Raw genomic sequence first — 21,738 nt, 5'->3', positions numbered from 1 at the left:
CAGACCTCGCAGGGGTTCAGGACTCGGCGGATGCCAACTCGGTGATGTGCCGGTCACGATCCCTCAGCTGGTCGAGCAGGACCTTCCGGCGCACCTTGCCCATGTCGGTGCGGGGGAACTCGGTGACACGCTCGATCCGGACGGGCAGGCAGGACTCGTGAAAGCCGAACCGGGCCACATGCTCGCGCAGTTCGCTCAACTCCAGTGGTGCGGCGGAGATGACGGCCGCACAGGGGACCTCCCTGCCCTCGCCGTCCGCCCACGGCACCAGCACCGCGTCCTCGATGACGGAGTGGGCGAGAAGCGCCCGCTCGACGTCGGCCACCGGGATCTGCCATGCGTCGCCGATGCGTTCGGCCGTACGCCCGACGAACCGCAGACCGTCGGCTCCGTCGGGAGCCACCACGTCGCCGGTGTCCAGCCATCCGTCGTCGGACTCCAGCGACCAGGTGACCGTGCCGCTGTCGCGGCCGATGGTCGCCAAGCCCACCGCGGGACCGCGCAGGTGCATGCGGAAGGCTCCGCCGCCGACGGGGTCCAGCCGGAGCTGCGCCGATCCGTGGGGGCGGCCCAGGCTCTGTGCCGCCCAGTGGCCGGGGTCGGCCGGGTCCGTGCTCAGCAGGTTGCCCGTCTCGGTCATCCCCCAGCTGTTCAGCACCACCGGGCACAGCGTCGCCCGCACCTCGGCCAGCACCTCCGGGTACAGCGGTCCGGCGGTGCTGTGCACGGTCTTCAGGCTGGCCAGGTCGCGGGGACGGCGCCGCTGCTCCTCGATGAGCGAGCGCAGCATCCGCGGGGCCGCCCACAACAGCCGGGTGACGCCGACCTCCTCGATGAGCCGCAGCCAGCACTCCGGATGCCTGCAGTCACTGAAGAGCGTCGGAACCCCCTGGGCGAGCGTTCGGACGACCTGACGGAACCCGGTCGAGTGCCCCATCCCCGAGGTGGTGCCGAACAGCTCTCCGGTCCTGGGCCGGGGCTCCCAGTCCGTCAGGGCGACCCCCAGGGTGTTGGCACTGCGCGCCACGAACTGCGTTTCGCCCGTGGTGCCGGAGGTCAGCAGCAGCACGCACACCTCGTCGGCCCCGAGCGGCTCGGCGGGCGCCGGCGCGGGACGCTCGCCGCCGAAACTGGCCCGCAGGCTCACCGCCCCGCTGTCCGCCGCGTCACCGATCACGATGCGATGCCGTAACAGCGGCAACCTGCCAGCCGGTTCGGCCAGTTGACGGCCGTACGCGACCCCGTCGAACTCATCGGGCACCACGCACACCACCGCCCCGGTGGCAGCGAGCACCCGCTCCACCTCGAACGGGCCGAACAGCAACGGCACCGGAGCCAGCACCGCACCGGCGCGCAGGCAGGCCACCATCAGCACGGCCGTCTCCCACATGGCCGGAAGCTGATGTGCCACGACGTCGCCGCGGCGCACCCCGAGCTCCCGCAGGGCGGCGGCGACGGCGTCGGCGCGGGCATCGAACTCGCCGAACGACAGGCTGGACAGTCGCTGCTCCTGGTGCCGCCAGGTCAGCAGGATGGGGTCATCGGGACGTTCGAGGGCGGCCGTGCGCAGATCGTCGGAGAACGTCGCATCGCGCCACCACCCCTGCTCGCGATAGCGGACGGCAACGTCCGCAGACGGAACCACCGACTCCAGCACAGCACGCATGCCTTGACCACCCTCAGCCATCGACCGATTCCCCCTACGTAATTGATGTGTGCTGTTGCTGACGCGCCGTCAGGCGTGAGCCGGATCCGTGCGACAGAGGCGGTCCTTGAGGTGGTCGAGCAGCAGGTGCCTGCGTACCTTCCCGGTTTCCGTGCGGGGGAACTCGTCCACCCGTTCGATCCGGACGGGCAGGCAGGTCTCATGGAAGCCGGACCGGGCCAGGTGGTCGCGCACCTCGCCCAGCTCAAGGGGTTCGGAGGAGATGACGACCGCGCACGGGTCCTCGCCGCCGTCGGCGGCCGGCCAGGGCACCAGCACCACGTCGTCGACGCCCGGGTGGGTCAGCAGGGCGCGCTCGGCATCGGCCACCGGAATCACCCTCGGGTGACCGATGCGGTCGGCAGCCCGTCCGACGAACCGCAGCACCCCCGCCTCGTCGGACGCCACCAGGTCGCCCGTGTCCAGCCAGCCCTCGTCGTCGACCGGCGACCATGCGACCGTCCCGCTGTCGCGGCCGATGGTGGCCAGGCACACTCCCGGACCGCGCACATGCAGTCGGAAACCTTCCCCGTCCCGGGTGCGGCCCGCCGGCTCCAGCCTGACCTCTCCTCCCCGCCTCATCCGGCCGAGCCGTTCAGCTGCCCAGTGCGGGGGATCGTTCGGGGCGGTGGCGATGGCATTGCCGCATTCGGTCATCGCCCAGACGTTCACCACGGCCGGGCAGAGTGTCAGCCGCACCGCTGCCAGGAGCTCGGGCGACAGCGGGCCACCCGAGCAGGTGATGAGCTGCAGCCCGGACAGGTCGCGGGCCTGGCGCCGCTGTTCCTCGGTGAGGCGGCGCAGCGTCAGGGGCGAGACCCACAGGTGACTGACGCCTGTTTCCTCGATCAGGCGCAGCCAGGTCGCGGCATCCCAGGTGTCGCCGTACAGCGTGGGGGCTCGCCGGCTCGTGGATTGCAGCACCCTGCGGAACCCACCGATGAACGTCATGCCGACGACGACCGCATGGAGCCGCTCGGGGCTGGTGCGCGGGCGGAGTCTCGGCGAGGCGTTCAGGGTATTGGCGCTGTGGGCGACCAGGTGGGGTTCGCCGGTGGTGCCGGAGGTGAGCAGGAGTGCGCACACCTCGTCGGCCCCGAGCGGCTCGCCGGGAGCCGTTGCGGGACGCTCGCCGCTGAAGGCGCCCTGCAGGCTCTCCGCCGCGGTGGCCGCCGCGTCACCGATGACGATGCGATGCCGCAGTGCCGGCAGCCTGCCGGCCTGTTCGGTTAGTCGGCGGCCGTACTCGACGCCGTCCCAGCTGTCCGGCACCACGCATGCCACCGCCCCGGTGGCGGCGAGCATCCGCTCCACTTCCTGCGGTCCGTACAGCAACGGCATCGGGGCCACCACCACGCCGGCCCGCAGGCACGCCACCGCGAGCACGGCTGCCTCCCACCAGGCCGGAAGCTGGTACGCGACGACCTCGCCGCGACGCACCCCGAGCTCTCGCAAGGCCGCCGCGACAGCGTCGGCGCGCGCATCGAACTCTCCGAACGACAGCGTGACGAGTGTGTCCTCCAGATGCCGCCAGGTCAGCAGAGCCGGGTCATCGGGCCGTTCGAGCGCCGCAGTGCGCAGATCGTCGGAGAACGTCGCATCGCGCCACCACCCCTGCTCGCGATAGCGGTTGGCGACCTCAGCGGACGGAACCACCGAATCCAACACGACACGCATACGAACCCCGGACACTTTAGGTAGGCGATCAATTTCGAGGAGTGATGGTACTGGCTCAGGCTGCACCCGGCGCACTCTGTTCGAGCGCACGCGTGCCACGGGCGAGTTGATCGACCGCCGTTCGAGGGGGCGCCAGCAGCAGCTGCGGCGGCACGGACCGTAACCAGTCGCGTGCGCTCTCCGCGCGATCGGCCGGGACGCCGAGGACGGCCCGGTAGTACCCGAGGTGGAAGGGCCCGCGGTTGGCGGAGTTGCCCGTGAAGCAACGCAGCTCGGTCCCCACCGGAGCCGGCGGCAGGACCGCATCGTTGCGCACCGGCAGTTCGAGCGCCACCTGTTCGGCCCGGCACGGCGGCACGGGCTCGCCGAGGGCGGCGGCGACGTGTGCGGCCTGCGGGTCCACGCCCGAGCTCGTCCAGCTCAGATTGGACATGCCGCTGAGCCGGCCGTTGATCTCGATGATCTGCAGCCGCCCGTCATCGCCGACCGCCAGGTCCATCTGCCACGGGCCCGCCGGGCCGAAGCCCGCCGTGATGTCCTCGACGACCCGCAGCAGCTCCCGGTGCGGCTCGTCCGGCATCGGCGCTGGCGCGACCCGGGCCCGCTTCCCGGGTGAGCAGTCACTGTCGAGCCGCCCCATGGAGGCGATCGGCCAGACAACCGTGCCCGAGGGGGCCGTCAGCAGCTCGACGCCGAATTCTTCCCCCGCCACGACGGCCTGGACCAGGACCGGGAACCGCACCTGCTCGCACGCCTGTCGCAGGGACCGGCCGTCCGGCACGTAGTGACGGCCGGCGAACGGTTCGCTGCACGCTTCCTTGACCATCGCGGGCAGTCCGATCGTCTCGGCGGCAGCCAGAACGGCCGCCGGTCCGTCGCAGACGACTCCCTGCGGGGTCGGCCAGCGCCGCTGCCGCGCGACCGTGTGCAACCACACCTTGTCGGTGGCGAGTCGCGCGAACTCCTCGGAGTGCGCGAGCATCCGACGCCCACGCGCCCGCCAGGCGGCCCCCACCCGGGCGTAGACCGGGAGCATGCGTTCCTGGCCGATCTGGCCCAGGTTCGCGACTGCCAGGTCCGCGTCGTGCTCGCGCAGCAGCGACAGCAGCCCGGCATCCGTCAGTTCGGCCGGCAGCTTCGCGCAGCTGGCCTCCCCGCCCAGCAGCTCGTCCAGATCCACGAAGCTCAGGACCACCACCTCCGCGCCGGCGCACGCCAGCGGCGGCACCATTCGGTCCGCGCGATGTTCGCCCAGCAGAACAACTCGCATGTCACACATCCCAATCGAACGCATCGGGCCCTGGCAGCCGGATTGCTTCAGCGGTGAGCCGACCATGGCCGAATTCCTGCTCTGCTCCGCGGCGGCTTCAGCCCGGCAGTATGTAACGGGCAGGGCGCCCCGCAGGACTTGGCGAGCGTCCGTCTCCTCCCCTCTGCGGGTGACTCGATTCACCCCACGGGGCTACAGTCGGCGGAGATCCGCGACAAGGCCCAACTGGGTTCGTGCCGTCCCGAATAGCATGGCCGACGATCGTGCCCGCGCTTCTCGGGACGCGGTCGGCAGCACACCACTCGGCACAGCACTCGGCAGACAAGAGGACATGATCTCAGCCAGCGGATCACAGCCGGCGGGCCGCATCCCGTCCCTCGTCATCGTCGGGGCTGGGCCCCGCAGCACCGGAGTGGTCGAACGCATCGCCGCCAACGCACCAGAGCTTCTGGGCCCCGAACGGCTGGATCTTCATATCGTCGACCCCTATCCACCAGGCGGTGGCCGGACCTGGAGGCACGAGCAGTCACCACTGCTCTGGATGAACTCCAGGGCCAAGGACGTCACCATGTACACCGACGACTCGGTGACGATGGAGGGCCCGGTCAGGCCCGGCCCCACGCTCGCCGAGTGGGCAGCCCTGGCCGCACCGCCCCTTTCGTCCCCCGAGCTCACCACCGAGGCAAGGGAGTTGACCGCGCAGAGCTTCGCGAGCCGCCGGCTGCAGAGCGCCTACCTGCGCGAGGTGTACGCGCGGGCGATCGCCGCTCTGCCGCCGGGCATCACTGTCCACGAACACCGTGCGACCGCCGTTCGCCTGGCCGGCCCGCGCACCGGGCGCCAGCGGGTCTGGCTCGACGGCCGGGCCGACCCACTGACCGCCGACCTCGTCGTGATCGCCGTTGGTCACTTCGCGTCGGAACCCGACGACGAACAGACCACGCTCGCCGCCTTCGCCGCCCGCCACGGTCTGGTCTACCTTCCCCCCGACTTCACGTCCGAGGCCGACCTGAGCGTCCTGCTGCCCGGCACCTCTGTCCTGGTACGCGGCCTGGGTCTCGCCTTCACCGACCTGATGGTGCTGCTCACCGAAGGCCGCGGCGGGCGCTACACGGACGACGGCTCCGGGAAGCTCACCTACCACCCCACCGGCCGCGAACCCGTCCTTCACGTCGGCTCCAGGCGCGGAGTGCCCTATCACGCGAAGATCGGCTACGGGATGCTCGGTCGACCACTGCCGCCGCCACGCTACTTGGGGCCGGCTGCCATCGACGAGTTACTGCGCCGCCCCGACCGCATCGATTTCTCGCAGGACGTGCGTCCCCTCGTCGCCAAAGAGCTGGGCTTCGCCCACTATCACGAACTGTTCGCCGCACACCCCGAGCGCACCCGCCTCACCTGGGACGCGTTCGACGTGAAGTACGCCGCCTGCGCGCCGGGCAGTGCCGAACTCCGCGCGCTGGTCGAGTCCTCGGTACCCGACCCGAACGACCGGCTCGACCTCGACACCCTTGACCAGCCGTTCGTCGGCGTCAGGTTCCCTGACGCCCAGTCTCTCCAACGTGGTCTGCGCGCCTACATCGAGGCCGACCTCGCCCGCAGGGACGATCCTCGACACAGCCCCGATCTTGCGGTGATCCGCCGTCTGTTCCCCGTGCACCGCCAGCTCCGGCGGCTGGAAGGCATCGGCCCCTGGTGGTACGGCTTCTTCAGTTACCTGGCATCCGGCCCGCCGGCTCCGCGGCTGCGGCAGCTGCTCGCGCTCTCGCGTGCCGGGGTGGTCCGGTTCCTCGGTGCGGGCACGACCATCGAGGCCGACCCGGTGCGCGGTGTCTTCCGGGCGCACAGTGCAAGCCTGCCCGGCCGCGTCACCGAGGCCCGGACGCTCGTCGAGGCCAGGCAGCCGCCACCGTCCGTCACGCGCGCCCGGGAACCCCTGCTCCGCTCTCTTGGTGCACACGCCCGCGTGACTCCTCGCGGACTGCTCGTTGTCGCCCCGGCCGACGGACGCGTGCTCGACCGCGACGGTCGGCCCCACCCCCGGCGCTTCGCGCTCGGACCGTTCACCAACGCCCGCATCCCAGTGGGACTCCCGCGGCCACGAGCCAATGCCGCCAGCCTCCGCCAGAACGACGCGACCGCACGTGCCGCGCTGACCTTCCTGCGCGCGCTGCAGCCATGAGGGGCGCTCCGGCAACTGGGGCATCCCGCTACCCCGTGGAGCGCATCAGGGTCACGCTGCGTCCTCGGTTCTCGATGCCCACGCAGGTGTTGACGAGGAAGGGAGCCAGCTTCGGGGTTGCCCGGTCGGCGCCGCTGCGGGCGTCGAGGACGACATTGCCGTTGGTCGTCCGGCCGTACACCGCTCCATGCCACACGGCGGTGACCTCCGGCACGATTCGTCCTTCCGGCGCCTCGGTGATCGACCACAGCCATTTCATCGACGTCGCGTCCAAAGCCGCGATCGAGTGCGTCTGACCGAACAGCCGGTCGTTGCAGAGGATGACGGACGTTCCGTCGAAGTCACGGTGCCAGAGGTGCACATACGCCCCTGGCCCCGGGTGGGCGCGGACCGCTCCGGTACGGGCGTCGACGATGACGAACCCATCAGAGGCCGACATCACAAGCAGGCCCGGACGGCGGATGAGGCGACCGCTCGACTTCCCGCGCGGACGGCCGACGATCCACGGCACGGCGCAGCGAGAGCCGAGGGACCGGTTGATCACGGGAAGGACTCCGAGATCGTCATCCTCGCGGGCCCCGGTGACTGGCTCGTTCAGCAGGTCCAGTGATTGCTAGGGTCCGTCTTCAAACGGATCTTGCCCGGAGCAGGAACGACGCGAGAGTGACCGCTGCCTCGTAGGAGGTGGCGGTCTTTTGGTATCGGGTGGCAGTGCCGCGGAAGCCCTTGAGCCGGTTGAAGCAGCGCTCGATCATGTTGCGTCGGCGGTAGATCTGCCTGTCGAATCCTGGTGGTCTGCCGCCGTGGCGGCCGCGACTGTAGCGATGCCGCTGTTGGTCCGCCTTCTCGGGGATGGTGTGTGCGATGCCGCGTTTGCGCAGGTAGGAGCGGAAGCCACGGGAGCTGTAGGCCTTGTCTGCGATGACCTGGTCGGGCCTGCAGCGTGGTCGGCCCAGGCCGGTGCGGGGAACGCGGATGCGTTCGAGTAGCGGGCGTGCGCAGATGCTGTCGTGGACCCCCGTCAGGCGGACCTGCTGGGTCGCAGAGAGGCGGGCGTACGGCCGATGAAGTCCCGTGCCGCACGGGTGAGGTGGGGCTGGTCGGCGAAGCCCGCGGTGGCCGCAGCCAGGGCCGCAGCCCCGTCCGGCAGGCTGGCGATCGCGGTACGGCGCCGGCCCCATCGCCGCAAGTGAGCGAGCGCGATGCCCAAGTCCTGCCGGACCAAGGCCCGCAGCCGCGGTGCCGGGTGTCAGCGTGAGCGGCATCGCCCGGCAAGCCGGCGGACTGCACCTTGCTCTACCGCCACCGCGACCTGCTCGCACTGATCCACGTGGCCGAACGCGAGCCAAACGCATCGCCGTCCTCAGCCAGCGGCCCGCCCGTCAGCCTGACGTCGCTTCAAGCCGACCTCGCCAACTCCCACGCCCGCAACACCCGGCTCGTCTCACAGATCCGGCGCCTGGAACGGCGTAGGTGGGCATGCCAAGGAGTTCGTTCAGCTCGCGGGCTCGGAACTCCTGGTCGGGGTGCTGGTTGAAGGCTTTCAGGATGGCTTGGTAGGTGGTGTGCGTCTCGGGTGGGTCGGGTTCGCCGCCTGCCGGCGCTCAGCCTTCGGTGACGTAGGCGTTCAGGGCCGATACGCCGCGCAGGTCTGTCTGCAGCCCGTGCACGCTCTTCGACGCCGGATAGGGGCGGATCGGTACGAAGACGGGGACCGCCATCATTTGCCCCATCACTTGGCGGTCGACGTCCGCCCACAGGGGTCCCGCCGATTTCAGGTCCGGGGCGGCATTGGCCTTGTCGATGGCTTGGTCGACATCTTTGTCGGAGAACTGGATTCCGAGGGCCTGGCCGTTGCTGCCGAAGTTGTCCGGTAGGTCGGTCGAGCCGATGGGCAGACTGGCCTCGAGAGTGGCAAGGAAGACGTCGTAGGAGCTGGTCTTGCTGAAGTAGGTGGAGGTATCCGCGACGTGGATCGCGACCGTCAACCCGGCCTTGGTCAGAGCCTGTTGCACGACCGTCGCCTCGTCCGCCTTGACGGGCCTGTCATCCGGGACCGTGAGCGTCAGCTTTGTGCCGAGCTTGCCCGCCTGGATAAGGAGGGAACGGGCCTCGTTTGCATCGCCGTTGTCTCCGGCCGGGAACCTGTAGAAATCCTTGGAGCCCGGGACGCCCGGCGGCAGCAGGTGGTGGGTGATGGTGCCGGGCTTGCCGAAGGCCGCCAGGACGTCCTTCGAGGGCATGGCCAGGGCAATGGCGCGGCGGACCGCCAGATCCGGTACGCGCTTGGTGTTGATCACATAGGACGTCACGTAGAACACCGGGCTCTTGAGAACCTGCAGTCCTGCGGTCGCGGCCGGGGTGCTGTTCTTCGTGACCGCCGGGTCGCCGGTGAAGCTCATCACAGGCTTCGTCGCCAGCTTCTCCATGCTGGTGGCGAGGGAGCCGGGTGCGACGGTGCTGTCCACTATGAACTTGTCCGGGTACGCGGTACGTAGAGGATCACTCGCGGGCTGCCAGTGCGTATTGCGGGTCAGGGTGACTTTGCCCTGCTTGTTGGCGGCCGCCGAACTCGTGATCCGATACGGCCCGGTGGTCGGGACGGCCTCGTACGCATCCGGTTTCCCGTCCCAGCCTGCGGGTACCGGAGCGCCGGCAGGACCGGACAGGGCTACGTTGAAATCGGCGCGGGCCGCGGCCAGATGGAAGACGACGGTGCGGTCGTCCGGGGTGTCGATCGCCCCTGCGGGCAGCTTGGCCCCGGCTTTCTGTGCGGAGCCCTTTGGGCCGAGCAGCCAACTGCGCAGCAGTCCGTAGCCGTAGTTGAACGACGGGTCGAGGGTGCGCTCCACTGCGTGGGCGAAGTCCTTCGCGGTCACCCGGGCACCGTCGTCGTACGTCACACCGGACTTGAGGTGGAAGGTCCAGGTACGGTTGCCGTCGCTCGCCGTCCCCGCGTCGTCGGCGAGATCACCGACGACGCGTACGGTGCCGTCGGGCGCTGTCTTCAGGCCGGTGAGGCTGCGATAGGCGAGCTGCATCAATTTGGAGTCGGTGCCGTACTCCGCGTTGCCCGGGTCGATCGTCTTGATCTGGTGCGGCTCCAGGACCGTGATCGTTCCTCCGCGCCTGGCACCTTTCACCGCCGGTGCCGGGCCCCTTGAGTCGTCCGCCGTGCCCTCGCTGAGGGTCTGGGTCAGTGCGGCAGGGGCGACGGTGATTCCCCCGCGATCGCCGCCGTGGGTGGATCCTTCCCACGGTGCGAGGGCGAGGAGCGTAGCCGTGAGCACGCCCGCCGCCAGTACCGCAACGGCTGTCACCCACAGGGCCCGGCGCGGTGCGGGGGCGACCGGTCGGGGCGGGGCGATGACATACGAGGTGGGAGGGGCGGGATCGGGTAAGACTGCGGTGACCGGTTCGGACACAGGTGCCACCACCCGGGCCAGCGCGTCGAGCCTCCCCGCCAGGGACGCGGCATCCGACCGAGCCGCCGGATCCTTGGCGAGGAGCTGCAGAACCAACTCATCCCAGACTCCCCCTAGTTCGGGCCGCAGTTCAGACGGTCGCCGGGGCTCCTCGTATACATGGCTGTGCATAAGTACAGCGGCAGAAGCACCCGTGAACGGGGTGACCCCGGTCAGCATCTCGTGCAGCATGCAGCCGAGTGAATACAGATCGCCCGCGCTGACGTCCCCGCCCTGGGTGAACCGCTCGGGTGCCATGTAGTGCAGTGTGCCGACAGGCGAGTCGGACGACCTGGTCAGGAACCCAGCACCGGCGGTGGCCTCCATGAACTTCGCGAGCCCGAAGTCCAGGACCTTCGCGGTCCCCTCGTTCGTGAGGATCACATTCGGCGGTTTGATGTCCCGGTGCACGATGCCCGCGCGGTGCGCCGCCGTGAGCGCACGGCACACCTGGGCGGCAATGTCCGCTGCGCGCGTGGGCTCCAACAGGCCGTCCTCGTCAATGAGTTCACGTACTGTGCGCCCGTTGAGGAGCGGCATCACCAGATACGGGGTGTCGTCCTCGGAGCTGTGGTCGAAGACCGGCACGATGTACGCGCTCTCCAGCGCTGCGGCGGCCCTGGCCTCCCGCATGAACATCCCGAGGAACCGTTCCTGCTCCTGGTCGGTCAGACCGGCGGGCATGTTCAGCAGCTTCACGGCGACCGCCCGGTCGAGCCGGGCGTCGGTGGCCTGCCAGACGACGCCCATGCCGCCAGCGCCGATTCGCTCGGACAGCTTGTACCGGCCCCCGAGAACCGCACCACTGCCAATCTCCACGCCACGCCCCCCTCAGGCCACGCCGACCACGCTCGCGGACAACGTACCCAGCGGGCTCAGGGTTGCTGCACGTTGTCACCAACTCAGGACGTACGCGCCGCGGAGCCGGAAGCGGCGGTCTCACCGGAACTACGCGAAGGGATCCATGATTTGACAGCCGTTTCGGCAAAGACCGAGGCTCGCCTGGCGGACCTCGCACCAGCCGGGGTAGAACCCGAACCAGCCGAGGCTCCCACCGTCTACCAGGCCATCTTGAACGCCTCCCTCGTCGCGCAGGCCACGGTGGGTCCTCTAATCGCCGGGCTCTCTCCCGTACAGCGCGTCGTGGTGCTGGCCGCCTCCGCCCACGACAACGCCGCCGGCATCGCTCTGCTCGACCAGGCGGCCGAGCGGTGCGGGATGCGTTGGAGATGGCGCTGGTGGACCAGGGATTCGAGGACGAGGTTCTCGTCCTCGACCTCATGGCCGCGCTGAACGAGTCGGTGCAGAAGGCCAGGGCCTCCCGCGCCGCTGGCGCGGGCCCGGCACAGGTGCACGAGTTGCCGAAGCCGACGAAGAAGGCGGCCGCGAGGAAGCAGCCGGTGAAGAAGGACGCGGCGAAGAAGACCGCTGCGAAGGAGACGGGCGGGAAGAAGCCGGCGGGCCGTCGGCCCCGCAGCGCGTAGACGAGGGACCGGGCTGTTGTCCGCGGGAGGGGTCAGGAGCGTGTGCTCGGGAACCGCACGGTGCGGCCCACCACTGGCACAGCGGTTTCTCTGAGGCAAGTCGTCTGGTGCGGGGCGGAGTTCATCAAGGCAGTGCAGCTCAGCGCCGGTGTGGCTGACGCTACCGGACACAACAGGTGTGGCGCCATCGCTGGATCGAGCGACTGCGCCATCCCGGTGGGCACATCTTCAGCCCTGGCAGCCGCAGCCCGCGGCGCTCTTGACCTCGCTCACGGTGACGGACGGGTCGGTTGCCTGCTCGGCCGGGGCGCAGCAGGCAGTGACGTCGCAGCAGGAGTCGTCTGTCGCGGAGGCGCCCGGTCCGGTGGCGGTGGTGGGCTTGATGGCGCGGACGATGGCGGATTGCATGCCGTCGGCGACCTGGTGGGTCGGGGTGATCACGATGTCCGTGAACCCGGCCGTTTCCAGGCCGGCGCGGTATTCGGCGAAGGACAGTGCGCCGGCGATGCAGCCGGCATAGTCGCCGCGCTCGGCACGCTGGTCGGGGGTGAGGGCGTCGTCCGCGACGACGTCGGAGACGCCGATCCGGCCGCCCGGCTTGAGGACGCGGAAGGTCTCGGCGAAGACGGCGGGCTTGTCGACGGACAGGTTGATCACGCAGTTGGAGATCACCACGTCGATGGTGTTCGCGGGCAGCGGGACCGCCTCGATCGCGCCCTTGAGGAACTCGACGTTCGTCGCGCCGGCCTTCGCGGCGTTGGCTAGGGCCAGGGCGAGCATCTCCTCGGTCATGTCAAGTCCGTACGCCTGGCCGGTGGGGCCGACGCGGCGGGCGGAGAGGAGGATGTCGATGCCGCCGCCCGAGCCGAGGTCGAGGACGCGCTCGCCCTCGCGGAGTTCGGCGACGGCGGTGGGGTTGCCGCAGCCGAGGGAGGCAGCGACGGCCTCGGCGGGCAGGGCGTCGCGCTCGTCGGCGGCATAGAGGGCGGAGCCGAAGTTGTCGTCGATCTCGACCGGCTCGGGCCCGCAGCAGGCGGTTCGGCCCTCGGTGACCTTCACGGCCGCCGCGGCGTACCGCTGGCGGACGGTTTCCCGCAGGTCGGTGGTGGTCTGCTCGCTCATGAATCACTCCCAGATGACGGGCCACAGAATGGACTCGAACTGCTTGTATTGACGTTCATTGATGCAACCTTGCGCCTTGAATTGAAAAACGTCAACATAGAGGCATGTCGAAACAAGAGCTTGAGGTGCTCGGCCAGGACGCCGTCTGCTGCCCGGGCCTGTCCGCCGCGCCGCTGGACGAAAACCAGGCCGCAGACCTGGCGAAGGTCTTCAAGGCCCTGGGCGACCCGGTCCGACTGCGCCTGATGTCGATGATCGCCTCCCGCGGCCAGGACGCGGAGGTCTGCGTGTGCGAGCTGACCCCGGCCTTCGACCTGTCCCAGCCGACGATCTCCCACCACCTCAAGCTCCTGCGCCAGGCCGGCCTGATCGACTGCGAGCGCCGCGGGACCTGGGTCTACTACTGGGTGCTGCCCGGCGTCCTCGACCAGCTCGCCGCGTTCCTGACCACCACGCAGCCCGCCGGAGCCACTGCGTGAACGCCTCCCTCAGCCGCCGCGTCGCCGCCGAGACGATCGGCACCGCACTACTGGTGGCGGTGGTAGCGGGCTCCGGCATCCAGGCCACCGAGCTGTCGCACGACGTCGGTGTGCAACTGCTCGCCAACTCCCTCGCCACTGTCTTCGGCCTGGGCGTGCTCATCCTGCTGCTCGGGCCCGTGTCCGGCGCGCACTTCAACCCGGTCGTCACGCTCGCCGCCTGGTTCACCGGCCGTCGTGATCCGGACGGCCTGGCCCTGCGGGACGTCGCCGCATACGTGCCCGCCCAGATCGCCGGCGCGATCGGCGGCGCGATCCTGGCCGACGCGATGTTCGCCCGGCCGCTGGTCAAGTTCTCCACCCACGACCGGTCCGCCGGGCACTTGCTGCTGGCCGAGGTCGTCGCCACGGCCGGGCTGATCCTCCTGATCTTCGGCCTCGGCCGGATCGGCCGCGCCGCGCTCGCCCCGGCGGCGGTGGCCTCCTACATCGGGGGCGCGTACTGGTTCACCTCCTCCACCTCCTTCGCGAACCCGGCGGTGACCATCGGCCGGACGTTCACCGACACCTTCGCTGGCATCGCCCCTGCCTCCGTTGCCCCGTTCATCGCGGCCCAGCTGCTGGGAGGGGTGGTCGGGCTGGGGGCCGTCGCTGTGGTCCACGGCCGTCCTGCTCCCGTCCCGGATGAGGTCGTCGTCCCGCACGGCGAACCGGAACCCGCCGTCTCCTGACCGATCCGTTCTCCCGAGAAAGCCCCCGCTCATGAGCTCTTCCACCACGCCGCGTCCGTCGGTGCTGTTCGTCTGCGTCCACAACGCCGGCCGCTCCCAGATGGCCGCCGCCTTCCTCACTCACCTCGCGGGCGACCGCATCGAGGTCCGCTCCGCCGGCTCGGCTCCCGCGGACACCGTCAACCCAGCCGTTGTGGAGGCGATGAAGGAGGTCGGCATCGGCATCTCCGCCGAGATCCCGAAGATCCTCACCGTTGAGGCCGTCCAGGCGTCCGACGTCGTGATCACCATGGGATGCGGCGACCACTGCCCTGTCTTCCCTGGCAAGCGGTACCTCGACTGGCAGCTCGACGACCCGGCCGGGCAGGGTGTTGACGCCGTGCGTCCCATCCGTGACGCGATCGAGGCGCGTGTACGGGTGTTGATCTCGGAGGTGGCGCCCGGCTGACGGCCAGGTCACTCGCGCTGGTTCAGGGCCCGGGTCAGCTGCCGGTTGGCTTCCCGGGCAGCCTCCAGTTCGGCCTCGCGCTCCTCCAGGGACGCGCTCACGTCCACGGCCTGCTGTTCCAGGCGAGTGATCGTCTGCTGGAGTTCCTCGATGTCGGTGGTGGCCCCGACGCCGGACTCGCGCCAGACCTGTGCCTCCAGTACCTCGGAAAGGCGTTTCTCCAGTTGCTGGATCCGGGCGACGAGGCGGGTGTTGCGGGCGTGGGCGTTGGCGAGGTCGGCCTCCAGGGAAGCCCTGGTGACGGGTGCTCCGTTCGCGGCTGCTGGACCGGTGGGTTCGCGGGCTGCGGTGTGGAGTCGCTCCAGCAGGTCAAGGTGGCGGTAGAGGAATGTGCGATCGACGCGTGCGGCGCGGGCGATGGCTGAGGCGGTCAGATTGGTCCCGTCCCGTGTGGCGGCAGCGATAGCCGCCTCCACTCGGTCGCGGCGGCGTTCGGTGCCGGCGTATCGCCCGTCGTTCATCGCGGTCGTCACACGGCGGTCCCTGGGGGTCGGACGTCGGGCAGTGACTGGCGGACTCGCGGCATGCCGAGCAGGACGGTGCGGCCGCGCCGTACGACGCCGACGGCCTGCTCGATCTGGGCGCGGTCCTCGGGTGTGAGGTCGTCGAGGTCGGACTTGACGCGTGTGATGAGGCGTCGAACTCGTCGGATCTCTTCCTCGGCCGGCATGGCCTGGGTTCGTGCCCAGTCGTCGGCCTCGAAGGCGGACATCAGGCGTTCGCGGTTGCGGAGCAGGTCGGCGAGATGGGCTTCGAGGTCGGGCAGGTAGGACACGTCGGTGCTTAAGTGCTCGCAGCCCAGGCAGCGGAACCGGAGCGGGCAGGAGCGGCCGCTGGCTGCGACGTTGGATGGTTCCCGGCAGACGCCGTAGGCGGTCGCGACCTCGCCGATCGCCCGGCGGACGTGCTCGGAGTCCAGCAGGCTCTTCGCAGTGCGCCAGACCCGCTGGCCGTGCCGGTCGAACTGAAGGGCGGTGACGCGGTCGACGGCCTCCCGGCGCCGTTCGGAGCCGACTAATGGTGACGTCGGGTTTCCGCTGTCGCCTCAGCTTGGTCACCTGCTTCCTGTGCCGTGTCGGCGATGGTTTGAAGTGCTGCCAGATGGCGGGCGAGGGCCGTGCGGCCCATGGGTGTGAGCGACAGCCAGGTGCGTGGGCGCTTGCCGATGTATCCCTTGCGTACTTTGAGGTAGCCGGCGGCTTCCAGGGCAGAGGTGATCCGGCTAACGCCGGCGTCAGAGATCTGACTGTAGTCGCGAAGCTGATCGACGGACTGGATGCCGAGGAAGTTCTGTTCAACGGCCGCATCGGGGACGGCTTTGCGACCATGCCGGCTACCGGGCCGTCCAGCAACTGCCGGGCATCGGCACCACCCTGGCGGCGGTGCTCGTGGCTGAGATCGGCGACGTGCACCGGTTCGCCTCCGCCGACCGGCTGTGCTCGTGGGCGGGGCTGACCCCGCGGCACTACGAGTCCGACACCGTCGTCCGCCGCGGGTACGTCACCAAACAGGACAGCAAGCTGGTGCGCTGGGCCGTGGTGGAAGCGGTCCAGCGCAAGACCACCCCCAAGACCACCGAGGACCGGGCCCGGATCGAGGCCCGTCGCCGCGGGAACATCGCCAAGATCGCCGCGGCACGCAAGCTGCTCACACTGGTCTACGACGGGCTGTGCGACGGACAGATCCGCGCCCTGGCCCGCCAGGCAGCGTGAGCACCTCGGACGCGGCAGGCGCGCGGTCGGGCAATTGTCTGACCCCCTGCACGGCGTGGTCGCGGTTTTGATCGACCCCGCCTGTCGCACGTCGCACCGCTCCATGCGGCCCCGCGCCGCGAAGGAATGACCGGCAGCCGAGCACGGCTCTGCCGTCACCCCATCAAGGGCTGGAGAACGGCCCCCACAACCGCATATCCGACGAGCAGCCCCGTCCCACCCGCCGTCACCATCCCACCGACGGTGCGCCGATCAACGCTGCCCAGAACCACCGACAGCCAGCGGAAATACCCCGCTTGACACACCCGGCCCCTTCAGGAATGGCAATTACACATGGTCGCGCCTGAGCTCGTGATCAGCTTCGGCGGCGTCTGGCTGTGGGAAGGAAGCGGGTGAGCTTCCCGCGGTTCGGTGCCAGCCACTGTGCAATGTCGGTGACGACGGCATGGTCGACGTGTTGGGGCGCGTCATAGTCCGTCGGCGTGGATGGCCCTTCGCCGGGGAAGAACAGGTGGTTGTCGGCGTCGTAGATACGGATCGTGACATCCGAGCGGTGGGCGAGGCCACGCCTCCACCGTGCGAGGTCGTCGTCGACGGTCACCTGGTAGTCGCGTCGTCCTTGGAGAATGAGCATCGGTTTGTCCGTGTCGGCCGCAGCGGAGACGGGGTCGTAGCCGCGCATGTCCAGCCAGTACTGTCCTGTGAAGCCATACGGAAGGTCCTCGGCCGGCGTCGTGGCGGACAGCTCCGGGCTGTCGACACGTGCGGCCTGTTCGGCGGCGATGGTGACGGCGGCCTCGATGGCAGGGCCTGGGTTCACGGTGGATAGGTAGCGGGCGACCCGGACGGCGGCGTGATGCATCGGCTCGGCGTCCCCGGCCAGGATGATCAGGCCGGCGACGGACGGTTCGGCGGCTGCTACGCGCGGCGCTGCCTTGCCGCCCATGCTGTGGCCCAGCAGGAAGACTCGTTCGGCGTCCACGGCCGGGTGTCGGTGCAGCAGGTGGACGGCGGCGACCGCATGCGGCACGTACTCGTCCGACATGGTGAAATCGGGCGCGGAGGCGACGTCTGGGTGGGTGTGGGTCACCTTGTCGAACCGCAGCACCGCCACGCCGCGGCTGGCCAGTCCCCAGGACAGGTCCTTCAGTGGCTTGTTCGCTCCGCTGGTCTCGTCGCGGTCGAAGGGGCCGCCGCCGCTGAGGAGTACGACGCCGGGCCGCGGGCCGCGCCTGCGGGGCAGCGTCAGCGTGCCGGGCACGGCGAGTGGGCCGGTGCCGACTGTGACCTCCTGCTCGGTGAACCCGCTCCGGGCCGCGTAGGGCGGCGGTGTCCACGACGTGGTGGACAGGGGTGCGAATCGTAGGCCGTGCAGCATGCCGGTGTCGTCCACCGACATGACCACGGTCAGGCCCCCGCGTTCGCAGGTCACCGGGACGCTCACGCGGACCAGCCCCGGGTCGCGCCGTTCGGTCGTCGGTTGACCGATCTCCGAGACCGATCCTTTCATGCCCGTCTCGGTGACCCAGGCCGTCCGCACCGTTTCCGCGGACACGACTGCTCGCAGCCGCGGGGCGAAAAGCTCTTCGATCTCGGTGAAGCGCCCGCTGCATGCCAGGTCGACGACCCACGTCGCACTCCGTATCGGACTCGCTTCCATCCCCTGCTACCTTTCTCATTTTTTGCGAACGGTAGCAGATTGCGAGAAGGTTGGCTCATGGACACGTTGGAACTCCTGGCGCACCCCGTGCGCCTGCGGATCGTGCACGCCATGCGTGGCGGGCGGATGCTGACCACGTCCCAGTTGTGCGCGCTGATGCCGGACGTGTCGAAGGCGATGGTCTACCGGCATGTCGACCTGCTCTCCGGGGGCGGAATCCTCGAAGTGGCCGAGGAACGGCGGGTGCGGGGCGCGGTGGAACGGGTCTTCCGCCTGCGCCAGGACCGGGCGGTCATCGACGCCGACACCGTCAAGTCACTCTCGCTCGACGATCACCGTGGCGCGTTCGCCATCGCGCTCGCCGTGCTGGCCGCCGAGTTCAATGCCTACCTCGGACAAGACCACGCCGACCCGGCCGCGGATCTCGTCGGCTACCGGCAGCACGCCGTCTGGCTCAGCCGCGACGAACTCCACGAGCTGATCAGTGAGCTGCGCAGCGCGATCGCCCCCCGGCTGGCCAACCAGCCCGCAGGCGACCGCGCGCGGTACTTGCTCAGCCCGATCCTCTTTCCGATCGAGGAACCGCCCAGAGACTCGGCCACCGCCTGAAACGCCGGCAACTCGAAGATGCCAGATCGCCGAGAACCAGCGCGCGACGGCCTTGCCGCGCCCGGGGTCGTAGCGGTCGACGGCCTTGACCAGTCCGAGGGCCGCGACCTGGCGCAGGTCCTCGTAGCTTTCCCCGCGGCCGCGGAAGCGGCTCGCGATGCGGTCGGCCATCGGCAGCCAGGCCCCGACCACCTCCTCACGGAGGGTGTCGTGCTGGGGTCCCGGCGGCAGGGTGGCCAGTCGGCGGAACGCTTTGTCGGTGTCGGGGGCATCCCCGTGCGGACGGCGTTGCGTGCTCGTCTGGGTTTGCATGGTGCATCGCAACTCTCATGTCCGGTGGATCGATGATCACCGTGGAATCGCGACCGCGTGGGCCACGGACGTCCACACGCCGGTGAGTATCTGGTCGGTCATCTCCTCGCCCGGGAAAGCGGACAGCGGACGGGCGGCGTGCTCGACCGTCACCAGGAGTGCGCCGCCCCTGGCCACCCGGTACGGCACGCGAACACGAGATTGAGGAGTTCGTGCTCGACCGCGGCGAGTGGGGTATGCGCGTCCGTGTCGGCGGGGTGGCGCAGCAGCGCGAGCCGGGCGAGCCGGGCGAGCCGGTGGAAGAGATAGCGGTTGCGGTCCTCGGGGCCGAGCACGATGGCGGCGGCTGCGATGCTCAGCCCGGCGCACCCGAGGGCCGGCGTCCACCACGTCCGCCGCAGACGCGTGTCCGGCCACGGACCTGCCGCCACGACCACCGCAACGCAAGCGGCCAGATACGCGCTGGCGGCCAGCCGGCATCCACCAGCGCGCCCCGCCCCGCCAGCACCTGCGGCCATACGCCTGGACTGCTACGCGTCATGGCCAGGTGGGTGACGGGCCACGAAAGCACGCGCCCAGCGCCGCCGCGGGCACGATCCGGAGAATCGCGTCGCCCCGCCGCCGGGCGACCAGTACGCCGACGGCCACCACCGGCGCGACGACAGCGACCACCTGCACCGCCCGACGACACCATCGCGCAATCCCGGCGGTAGCGCGGTCGCCGCGTCGAGCAGCCCCTGCTGCATCCTGCGGGTGGGGGCGAGCGCCGCGACGGCCGACAGCACTGCCACCACCAGCACGGCGCCGGAGACGAGCAGCCGCGACAGATCGGTTGCCCGGCGCACCTGGCGCGGCGGCGGAGCGTCGATCAGCGGTGCCGACCGTTTGCGATCGTCGGAAGGCGGGACGAGTATTTTTAGGGCGCGACGACCGGGGTCCACCTGATGTCGACGCTGTCGATGTACCGCCCCGTTCCAGCTGTGACGCTCACAGCTGACAAGCGTCACCGTGAACGCTGCGGCGCAGCGAACAGGACCGAACCTGCTCAGTCGGTGGCCGCGGCCCAGGCGACGAGTGGGACATCCAGCCCGGTCGCCTCACGGGAGGGTTGAGAACCGCCCCATAGCTTCATGACCGAGTCGATGGTCGCAGTGGGGGCGGTAGGCAGAACGGAAGGAGTCTGCCCATGCGGATCGTCGTGGACCTGAATCGATGCCAGGGATACGCACAATGCGTGTATCTGGCGCACGAGGTCTTCAGGTTGAACGGTCAAGAGGCGCTCACCTATGAGCCGAACCCCGATGACGCGCGGCGCCTGCAGGTCGAGCGAGCCGCTGCGGCGTGCCCCGTGCGGGCGATCGTCATCGACCGCTTGGACGGCGCGGAGCGGGGCGAGACGTCATGACCTTGCGGGCAACGGTCGCGGAGCTGGTGCGCGAGTTCCGCGCCAGCGGCCGGATCGTCATCGTGGGTGCCTCTCTGGCCGGGCTTCGGGCCGCGGAGACCCTGCGTGAGGAGGGCTTCACCGGTTCTTTGACCATCATCGGGGACGAGCCGTACGAGCCCTACGACCGTCCCCCGCTGTCCAAGCAGGTGCTCAAGGGCTGGGTGCCGGCCGACCACACCAAGCTGCCCCGCATACGAGAAGTGGATGCGGACTGGCGGCTCGGGGTGGCCGCCGTCGCGCTGGACCGGGTCACCAAACAGGTGCGCCTGGCCGACGGTGAGCAGGTTCCGTACGACCGGTTGCTGATCGCCACGGGCACCCGCGCGCGACAGTGGCCGAACCCGGCCGAGGCCGCCCTGGACGGGGTCCATACGATTCGCTCGCGTGATGATGCCGCGCAGCTGCAGAAGGCGTTGGCCGAGTCGCCGTCGCGGGTCCTGGTCATCGGCGCCGGATTCATCGGCTCGGAAGTGGCTTCTGTCTGCCGGGAGCTCGACGTCGCGGTGACCGTCGTCGAGCGGGGTTCGGCGCCGCTGGTCGGCGCGCTCGGTGGGGTGATCGGGGAGATCGCCGCGCAGATGCAGCGTGATCACGATGTGGACCTGCGCTGCGGGCTGGGCGTGCCGTCACTTGAGGGCGACGCCGCCGGACATGTGCGGCGTGCCGAGCTCTCGGACGGATCCACCGTCGACGCCGACGTGGTGGTGGCCTCGCTGGGGTCGATCCGCAACGTGGAATGGCTGGAGGGCTCTGGGCTGGCGGCCGGTTTCTGGGGTGTCGGGTGCGATGCCGGTGGCCGTGCCTTCGACATCAACGGGGTGGTAACCGACAGCATCTACGTGGCGGGTGACGTAGCCCGTGCGCCGCATGTGCTGTACGAGTACCAGTTCCTGGCGATGGAGCACTGGGACAACGCCGTTCTGGGCGCCGAGGTCGCGGCGCACAACATGGTGAACCTCGAGCCCCACTATCGCCCCCATCTGCTGCTGCCCGGCTTCTGGTCGGGTCAGTTCGGCATCAATATCAAGTCCGTCGGTGTGCCGCCGTTCGGTGACGAGATCGTCTTCACGCAGGGGTCTGTTGCAGAGCGTCGTTTCGCAGCGGCTTACGGTCACCGGGGTCGCATTGTCGCGGCCGTGACCTTCGATCACGGCAAGTGGCTGGAGTACTACGGAAAGCTGATCGAGCAATCTGGTCCGTTCCCGCCTCCGCCGCCGGGCTGGGACCAGCCGTCCGACACGAAGCCGATGCCGGCCGAGTTCCCGGACCCGAGGGTCCCGACGGCGATCCCCGACGTCGTCCTGACCGGACACGCCCCGAGCGAGCGGACGGCTGAGTTCCGGCCGCGCCGTCACTGACGCGCTCGTCGGGGCGAG

Annotated in this window: 21 protein-coding genes and 2 pseudogenes; 9 read left to right on the top strand and 14 right to left on the bottom strand. The window is 69.8% G+C overall.

The features are described 5' to 3' along the window. Positions 1-16 precede the first annotated feature (16 nt). The 3 genes from AC4OXY_RS00740 to AC4OXY_RS00730 all read right to left on the bottom strand — a co-directional run bounded on the left by AC4OXY_RS00740 (position 17) and on the right by AC4OXY_RS00730 (position 4,652). Positions 17-1,666, bottom strand: a complete 1,650-nt coding sequence (locus tag AC4OXY_RS00740) for an AMP-binding protein (protein ID WP_491992844.1) — start codon at positions 1,664-1,666, stop codon at positions 17-19. A 69-nt stretch (positions 1,667-1,735) separates the two neighbouring features. Continuing rightward, the gene (locus AC4OXY_RS00735; RefSeq protein WP_491992843.1) at positions 1,736-3,481 is read right to left on the bottom strand and encodes an AMP-binding protein; all 1,746 of its coding nucleotides are present in this window, start codon (positions 3,479-3,481) and stop codon (positions 1,736-1,738) included. Beyond that, positions 3,438-4,652: an ATP-binding protein gene (locus AC4OXY_RS00730; protein WP_491992842.1), complete on the bottom strand. Its 1,215-nt coding sequence runs from the start codon at positions 4,650-4,652 to the stop codon at positions 3,438-3,440. Before AC4OXY_RS00730 ends, AC4OXY_RS00735 begins: the two co-directional genes overlap by 44 nt. 331 nt (positions 4,653-4,983) lie before the next feature. Between AC4OXY_RS00730 and AC4OXY_RS00725 the strand changes: the two genes are divergently transcribed. Continuing rightward, positions 4,984-6,834 carry an FAD/NAD(P)-binding protein gene (locus AC4OXY_RS00725; protein WP_491992841.1) on the top strand — a complete coding sequence of 617 codons (1,851 nt, stop codon included), beginning with the start codon at positions 4,984-4,986 and terminating at the stop codon, positions 6,832-6,834. Positions 6,835-6,862: 28 nt separating this feature from the next. On the opposite strand, the gene AC4OXY_RS00720 is transcribed toward AC4OXY_RS00725, so the two are convergent. The 3 genes from AC4OXY_RS00720 to AC4OXY_RS00710 form a co-directional block, all read right to left on the bottom strand. Continuing rightward, positions 6,863-7,273: a hypothetical protein gene (locus AC4OXY_RS00720; RefSeq protein WP_491992840.1), complete on the bottom strand. Its 411-nt coding sequence runs from the start codon at positions 7,271-7,273 to the stop codon at positions 6,863-6,865. A gap of 187 nt (positions 7,274-7,460) precedes the next feature. Then, entirely contained in the window at positions 7,461-8,015 is a 555-nt protein-coding gene (locus AC4OXY_RS00715) for a transposase (protein ID WP_491992839.1), read from the bottom strand. Positions 8,016-8,438: 423 nt separating this feature from the next. Further along, a complete protein-coding gene (locus AC4OXY_RS00710; protein WP_491992838.1) occupies positions 8,439-11,117 on the bottom strand; it encodes an ABC transporter substrate-binding protein in 2,679 nt (892 codons plus the stop codon). A 392-nt stretch (positions 11,118-11,509) separates the two neighbouring features. Here AC4OXY_RS00710 and AC4OXY_RS00705 point away from each other — a divergent pair, with 392 nt between their 5' ends. Further along, positions 11,510-11,782 (top strand): hypothetical protein, encoded by a 273-nt coding sequence (locus AC4OXY_RS00705; protein WP_491992837.1) that lies wholly within the window; start codon positions 11,510-11,512, stop codon positions 11,780-11,782. Positions 11,783-12,010: 228 nt separating this feature from the next. On the opposite strand, the gene arsM is transcribed toward AC4OXY_RS00705, so the two are convergent. Beyond that, complete coding sequence (gene arsM, locus AC4OXY_RS00700; protein WP_491992836.1) at positions 12,011-12,904, bottom strand: arsenite methyltransferase; 894 nt, start codon at positions 12,902-12,904, stop codon at positions 12,011-12,013. 104 nt (positions 12,905-13,008) lie between these two features. Here arsM and AC4OXY_RS00695 point away from each other — a divergent pair, with 104 nt between their 5' ends. The 3 genes from AC4OXY_RS00695 to AC4OXY_RS00685 are packed head-to-tail and all read left to right on the top strand — an operon-like array spanning position 13,009 to position 14,562. Then, entirely contained in the window at positions 13,009-13,383 is a 375-nt protein-coding gene (locus AC4OXY_RS00695; protein WP_362821045.1) for an ArsR/SmtB family transcription factor, read from the top strand. Then, positions 13,380-14,114, top strand: coding sequence for an aquaporin (locus AC4OXY_RS00690; RefSeq protein ID WP_491992835.1), 735 nt, complete (start codon positions 13,380-13,382; stop codon positions 14,112-14,114). The genes AC4OXY_RS00695 and AC4OXY_RS00690 overlap by 4 nt, the downstream gene beginning before the upstream one ends. A gap of 31 nt (positions 14,115-14,145) precedes the next feature. Further along, a complete protein-coding gene (locus AC4OXY_RS00685; RefSeq protein ID WP_356028657.1) occupies positions 14,146-14,562 on the top strand; it encodes an arsenate reductase ArsC in 417 nt (138 codons plus the stop codon). 8 nt (positions 14,563-14,570) lie between these two features. Here the strand turns inward: AC4OXY_RS00685 and AC4OXY_RS00680 are convergent, their stop codons facing one another. The 3 genes from AC4OXY_RS00680 to AC4OXY_RS00670 form a co-directional block, all read right to left on the bottom strand. Further along, positions 14,571-15,095 (bottom strand): hypothetical protein, encoded by a 525-nt coding sequence (locus AC4OXY_RS00680; protein WP_491992834.1) that lies wholly within the window; start codon positions 15,093-15,095, stop codon positions 14,571-14,573. Beyond that, entirely contained in the window at positions 15,092-15,397 is a 306-nt protein-coding gene (locus tag AC4OXY_RS00675; RefSeq protein WP_491992833.1) for a transposase, read from the bottom strand. Before AC4OXY_RS00675 ends, AC4OXY_RS00680 begins: the two co-directional genes overlap by 4 nt. A 239-nt stretch (positions 15,398-15,636) precedes the next feature. Further along, positions 15,637-15,900, bottom strand: coding sequence for a transcriptional regulator (locus tag AC4OXY_RS00670; protein WP_491994753.1), 264 nt, complete (start codon positions 15,898-15,900; stop codon positions 15,637-15,639). 71 nt (positions 15,901-15,971) lie between these two features. On the opposite strand from AC4OXY_RS00670, the pseudogene AC4OXY_RS00665 reads away from it, so the two are divergent. Continuing rightward, positions 15,972-16,334: pseudogene (locus AC4OXY_RS00665) on the top strand (transposase); the annotation flags it as partial. Between the two features lie 355 nt (positions 16,335-16,689). Here AC4OXY_RS00665 and AC4OXY_RS00660 read toward each other — a convergent pair. Beyond that, positions 16,690-17,844, bottom strand: coding sequence for an alpha/beta hydrolase family protein (locus tag AC4OXY_RS00660; protein ID WP_491992832.1), 1,155 nt, complete (start codon positions 17,842-17,844; stop codon positions 16,690-16,692). Between the two features lie 207 nt (positions 17,845-18,051). On the opposite strand from AC4OXY_RS00660, the pseudogene AC4OXY_RS00655 reads away from it, so the two are divergent. Further along, positions 18,052-18,210, top strand: a pseudogene (locus tag AC4OXY_RS00655) (helix-turn-helix domain-containing protein); the annotation flags it as partial. Positions 18,211-18,309: 99 nt separating this feature from the next. On the opposite strand, the gene AC4OXY_RS00650 reads toward AC4OXY_RS00655, so the two are convergent. The 3 genes from AC4OXY_RS00650 to AC4OXY_RS00640 form a co-directional block, all read right to left on the bottom strand. Continuing rightward, on the bottom strand, positions 18,310-18,915 hold the full coding sequence (locus AC4OXY_RS00650) for a sigma factor (RefSeq protein WP_362821051.1): 606 nt from the start codon (positions 18,913-18,915) through the stop codon (positions 18,310-18,312). A 149-nt stretch (positions 18,916-19,064) separates the two neighbouring features. Further along, a complete protein-coding gene (locus tag AC4OXY_RS00645; protein WP_491992831.1) occupies positions 19,065-19,346 on the bottom strand; it encodes a hypothetical protein in 282 nt (93 codons plus the stop codon). A gap of 99 nt (positions 19,347-19,445) precedes the next feature. Next, positions 19,446-19,856: a hypothetical protein gene (locus AC4OXY_RS00640; RefSeq protein WP_491992830.1), complete on the bottom strand. Its 411-nt coding sequence runs from the start codon at positions 19,854-19,856 to the stop codon at positions 19,446-19,448. Positions 19,857-20,101: 245 nt separating this feature from the next. Here AC4OXY_RS00640 and AC4OXY_RS00635 point away from each other — a divergent pair, with 245 nt between their 5' ends. Together AC4OXY_RS00635 and AC4OXY_RS00630 are read left to right on the top strand one after the other, a co-directional pair. After that, entirely contained in the window at positions 20,102-20,320 is a 219-nt protein-coding gene (locus AC4OXY_RS00635; protein WP_491992829.1) for a ferredoxin, read from the top strand. Further along, positions 20,317-21,720, top strand: a complete 1,404-nt coding sequence (locus AC4OXY_RS00630; protein WP_491992828.1) for an NAD(P)/FAD-dependent oxidoreductase — start codon at positions 20,317-20,319, stop codon at positions 21,718-21,720. The genes AC4OXY_RS00635 and AC4OXY_RS00630 overlap by 4 nt, the downstream gene beginning before the upstream one ends. Positions 21,721-21,738 lie beyond the last annotated feature (18 nt).

Source organism: Streptomyces sp. HUAS MG56 (genome assembly GCF_058673395.1).
This window is presented reverse-complemented; position numbering and strand designations above follow the sequence as displayed.

Bases quoted from the DNA above. Each gene is read 5' to 3' on its own strand.
- AC4OXY_RS00635 (WP_491992829.1), top strand. From the start codon at position 20,102: ATGCGGATCGTCGTGGACCTGAATCGATGCCAGGGATACGCACAATGC.
- AC4OXY_RS00720 (WP_491992840.1), bottom strand. From the start codon at position 7,273: ATGTCGGCCTCTGATGGGTTCGTCATCGTCGACGCCCGTACCGGAGCG.
- AC4OXY_RS00715 (WP_491992839.1), bottom strand. From the start codon at position 8,015: ATGGGGCCGGCGCCGTACCGCGATCGCCAGCCTGCCGGACGGGGCTGC.
- AC4OXY_RS00650 (WP_362821051.1), bottom strand. From the start codon at position 18,915: ATGCAAACCCAGACGAGCACGCAACGCCGTCCGCACGGGGATGCCCCC.
- AC4OXY_RS00685 (WP_356028657.1), top strand. From the start codon at position 14,146: ATGAGCTCTTCCACCACGCCGCGTCCGTCGGTGCTGTTCGTCTGCGTC.
- AC4OXY_RS00730 (WP_491992842.1), bottom strand. From the start codon at position 4,652: ATGCGAGTTGTTCTGCTGGGCGAACATCGCGCGGACCGAATGGTGCCG.
- AC4OXY_RS00740 (WP_491992844.1), bottom strand. From the start codon at position 1,666: ATGCGTGCTGTGCTGGAGTCGGTGGTTCCGTCTGCGGACGTTGCCGTC.
- AC4OXY_RS00695 (WP_362821045.1), top strand. From the start codon at position 13,009: ATGTCGAAACAAGAGCTTGAGGTGCTCGGCCAGGACGCCGTCTGCTGC.
- AC4OXY_RS00660 (WP_491992832.1), bottom strand. From the start codon at position 17,844: ATGAAAGGATCGGTCTCGGAGATCGGTCAACCGACGACCGAACGGCGC.
- AC4OXY_RS00630 (WP_491992828.1), top strand. From the start codon at position 20,317: ATGACCTTGCGGGCAACGGTCGCGGAGCTGGTGCGCGAGTTCCGCGCC.
- arsM (WP_491992836.1), bottom strand. From the start codon at position 12,904: ATGAGCGAGCAGACCACCACCGACCTGCGGGAAACCGTCCGCCAGCGG.
- AC4OXY_RS00725 (WP_491992841.1), top strand. From the start codon at position 4,984: ATGATCTCAGCCAGCGGATCACAGCCGGCGGGCCGCATCCCGTCCCTC.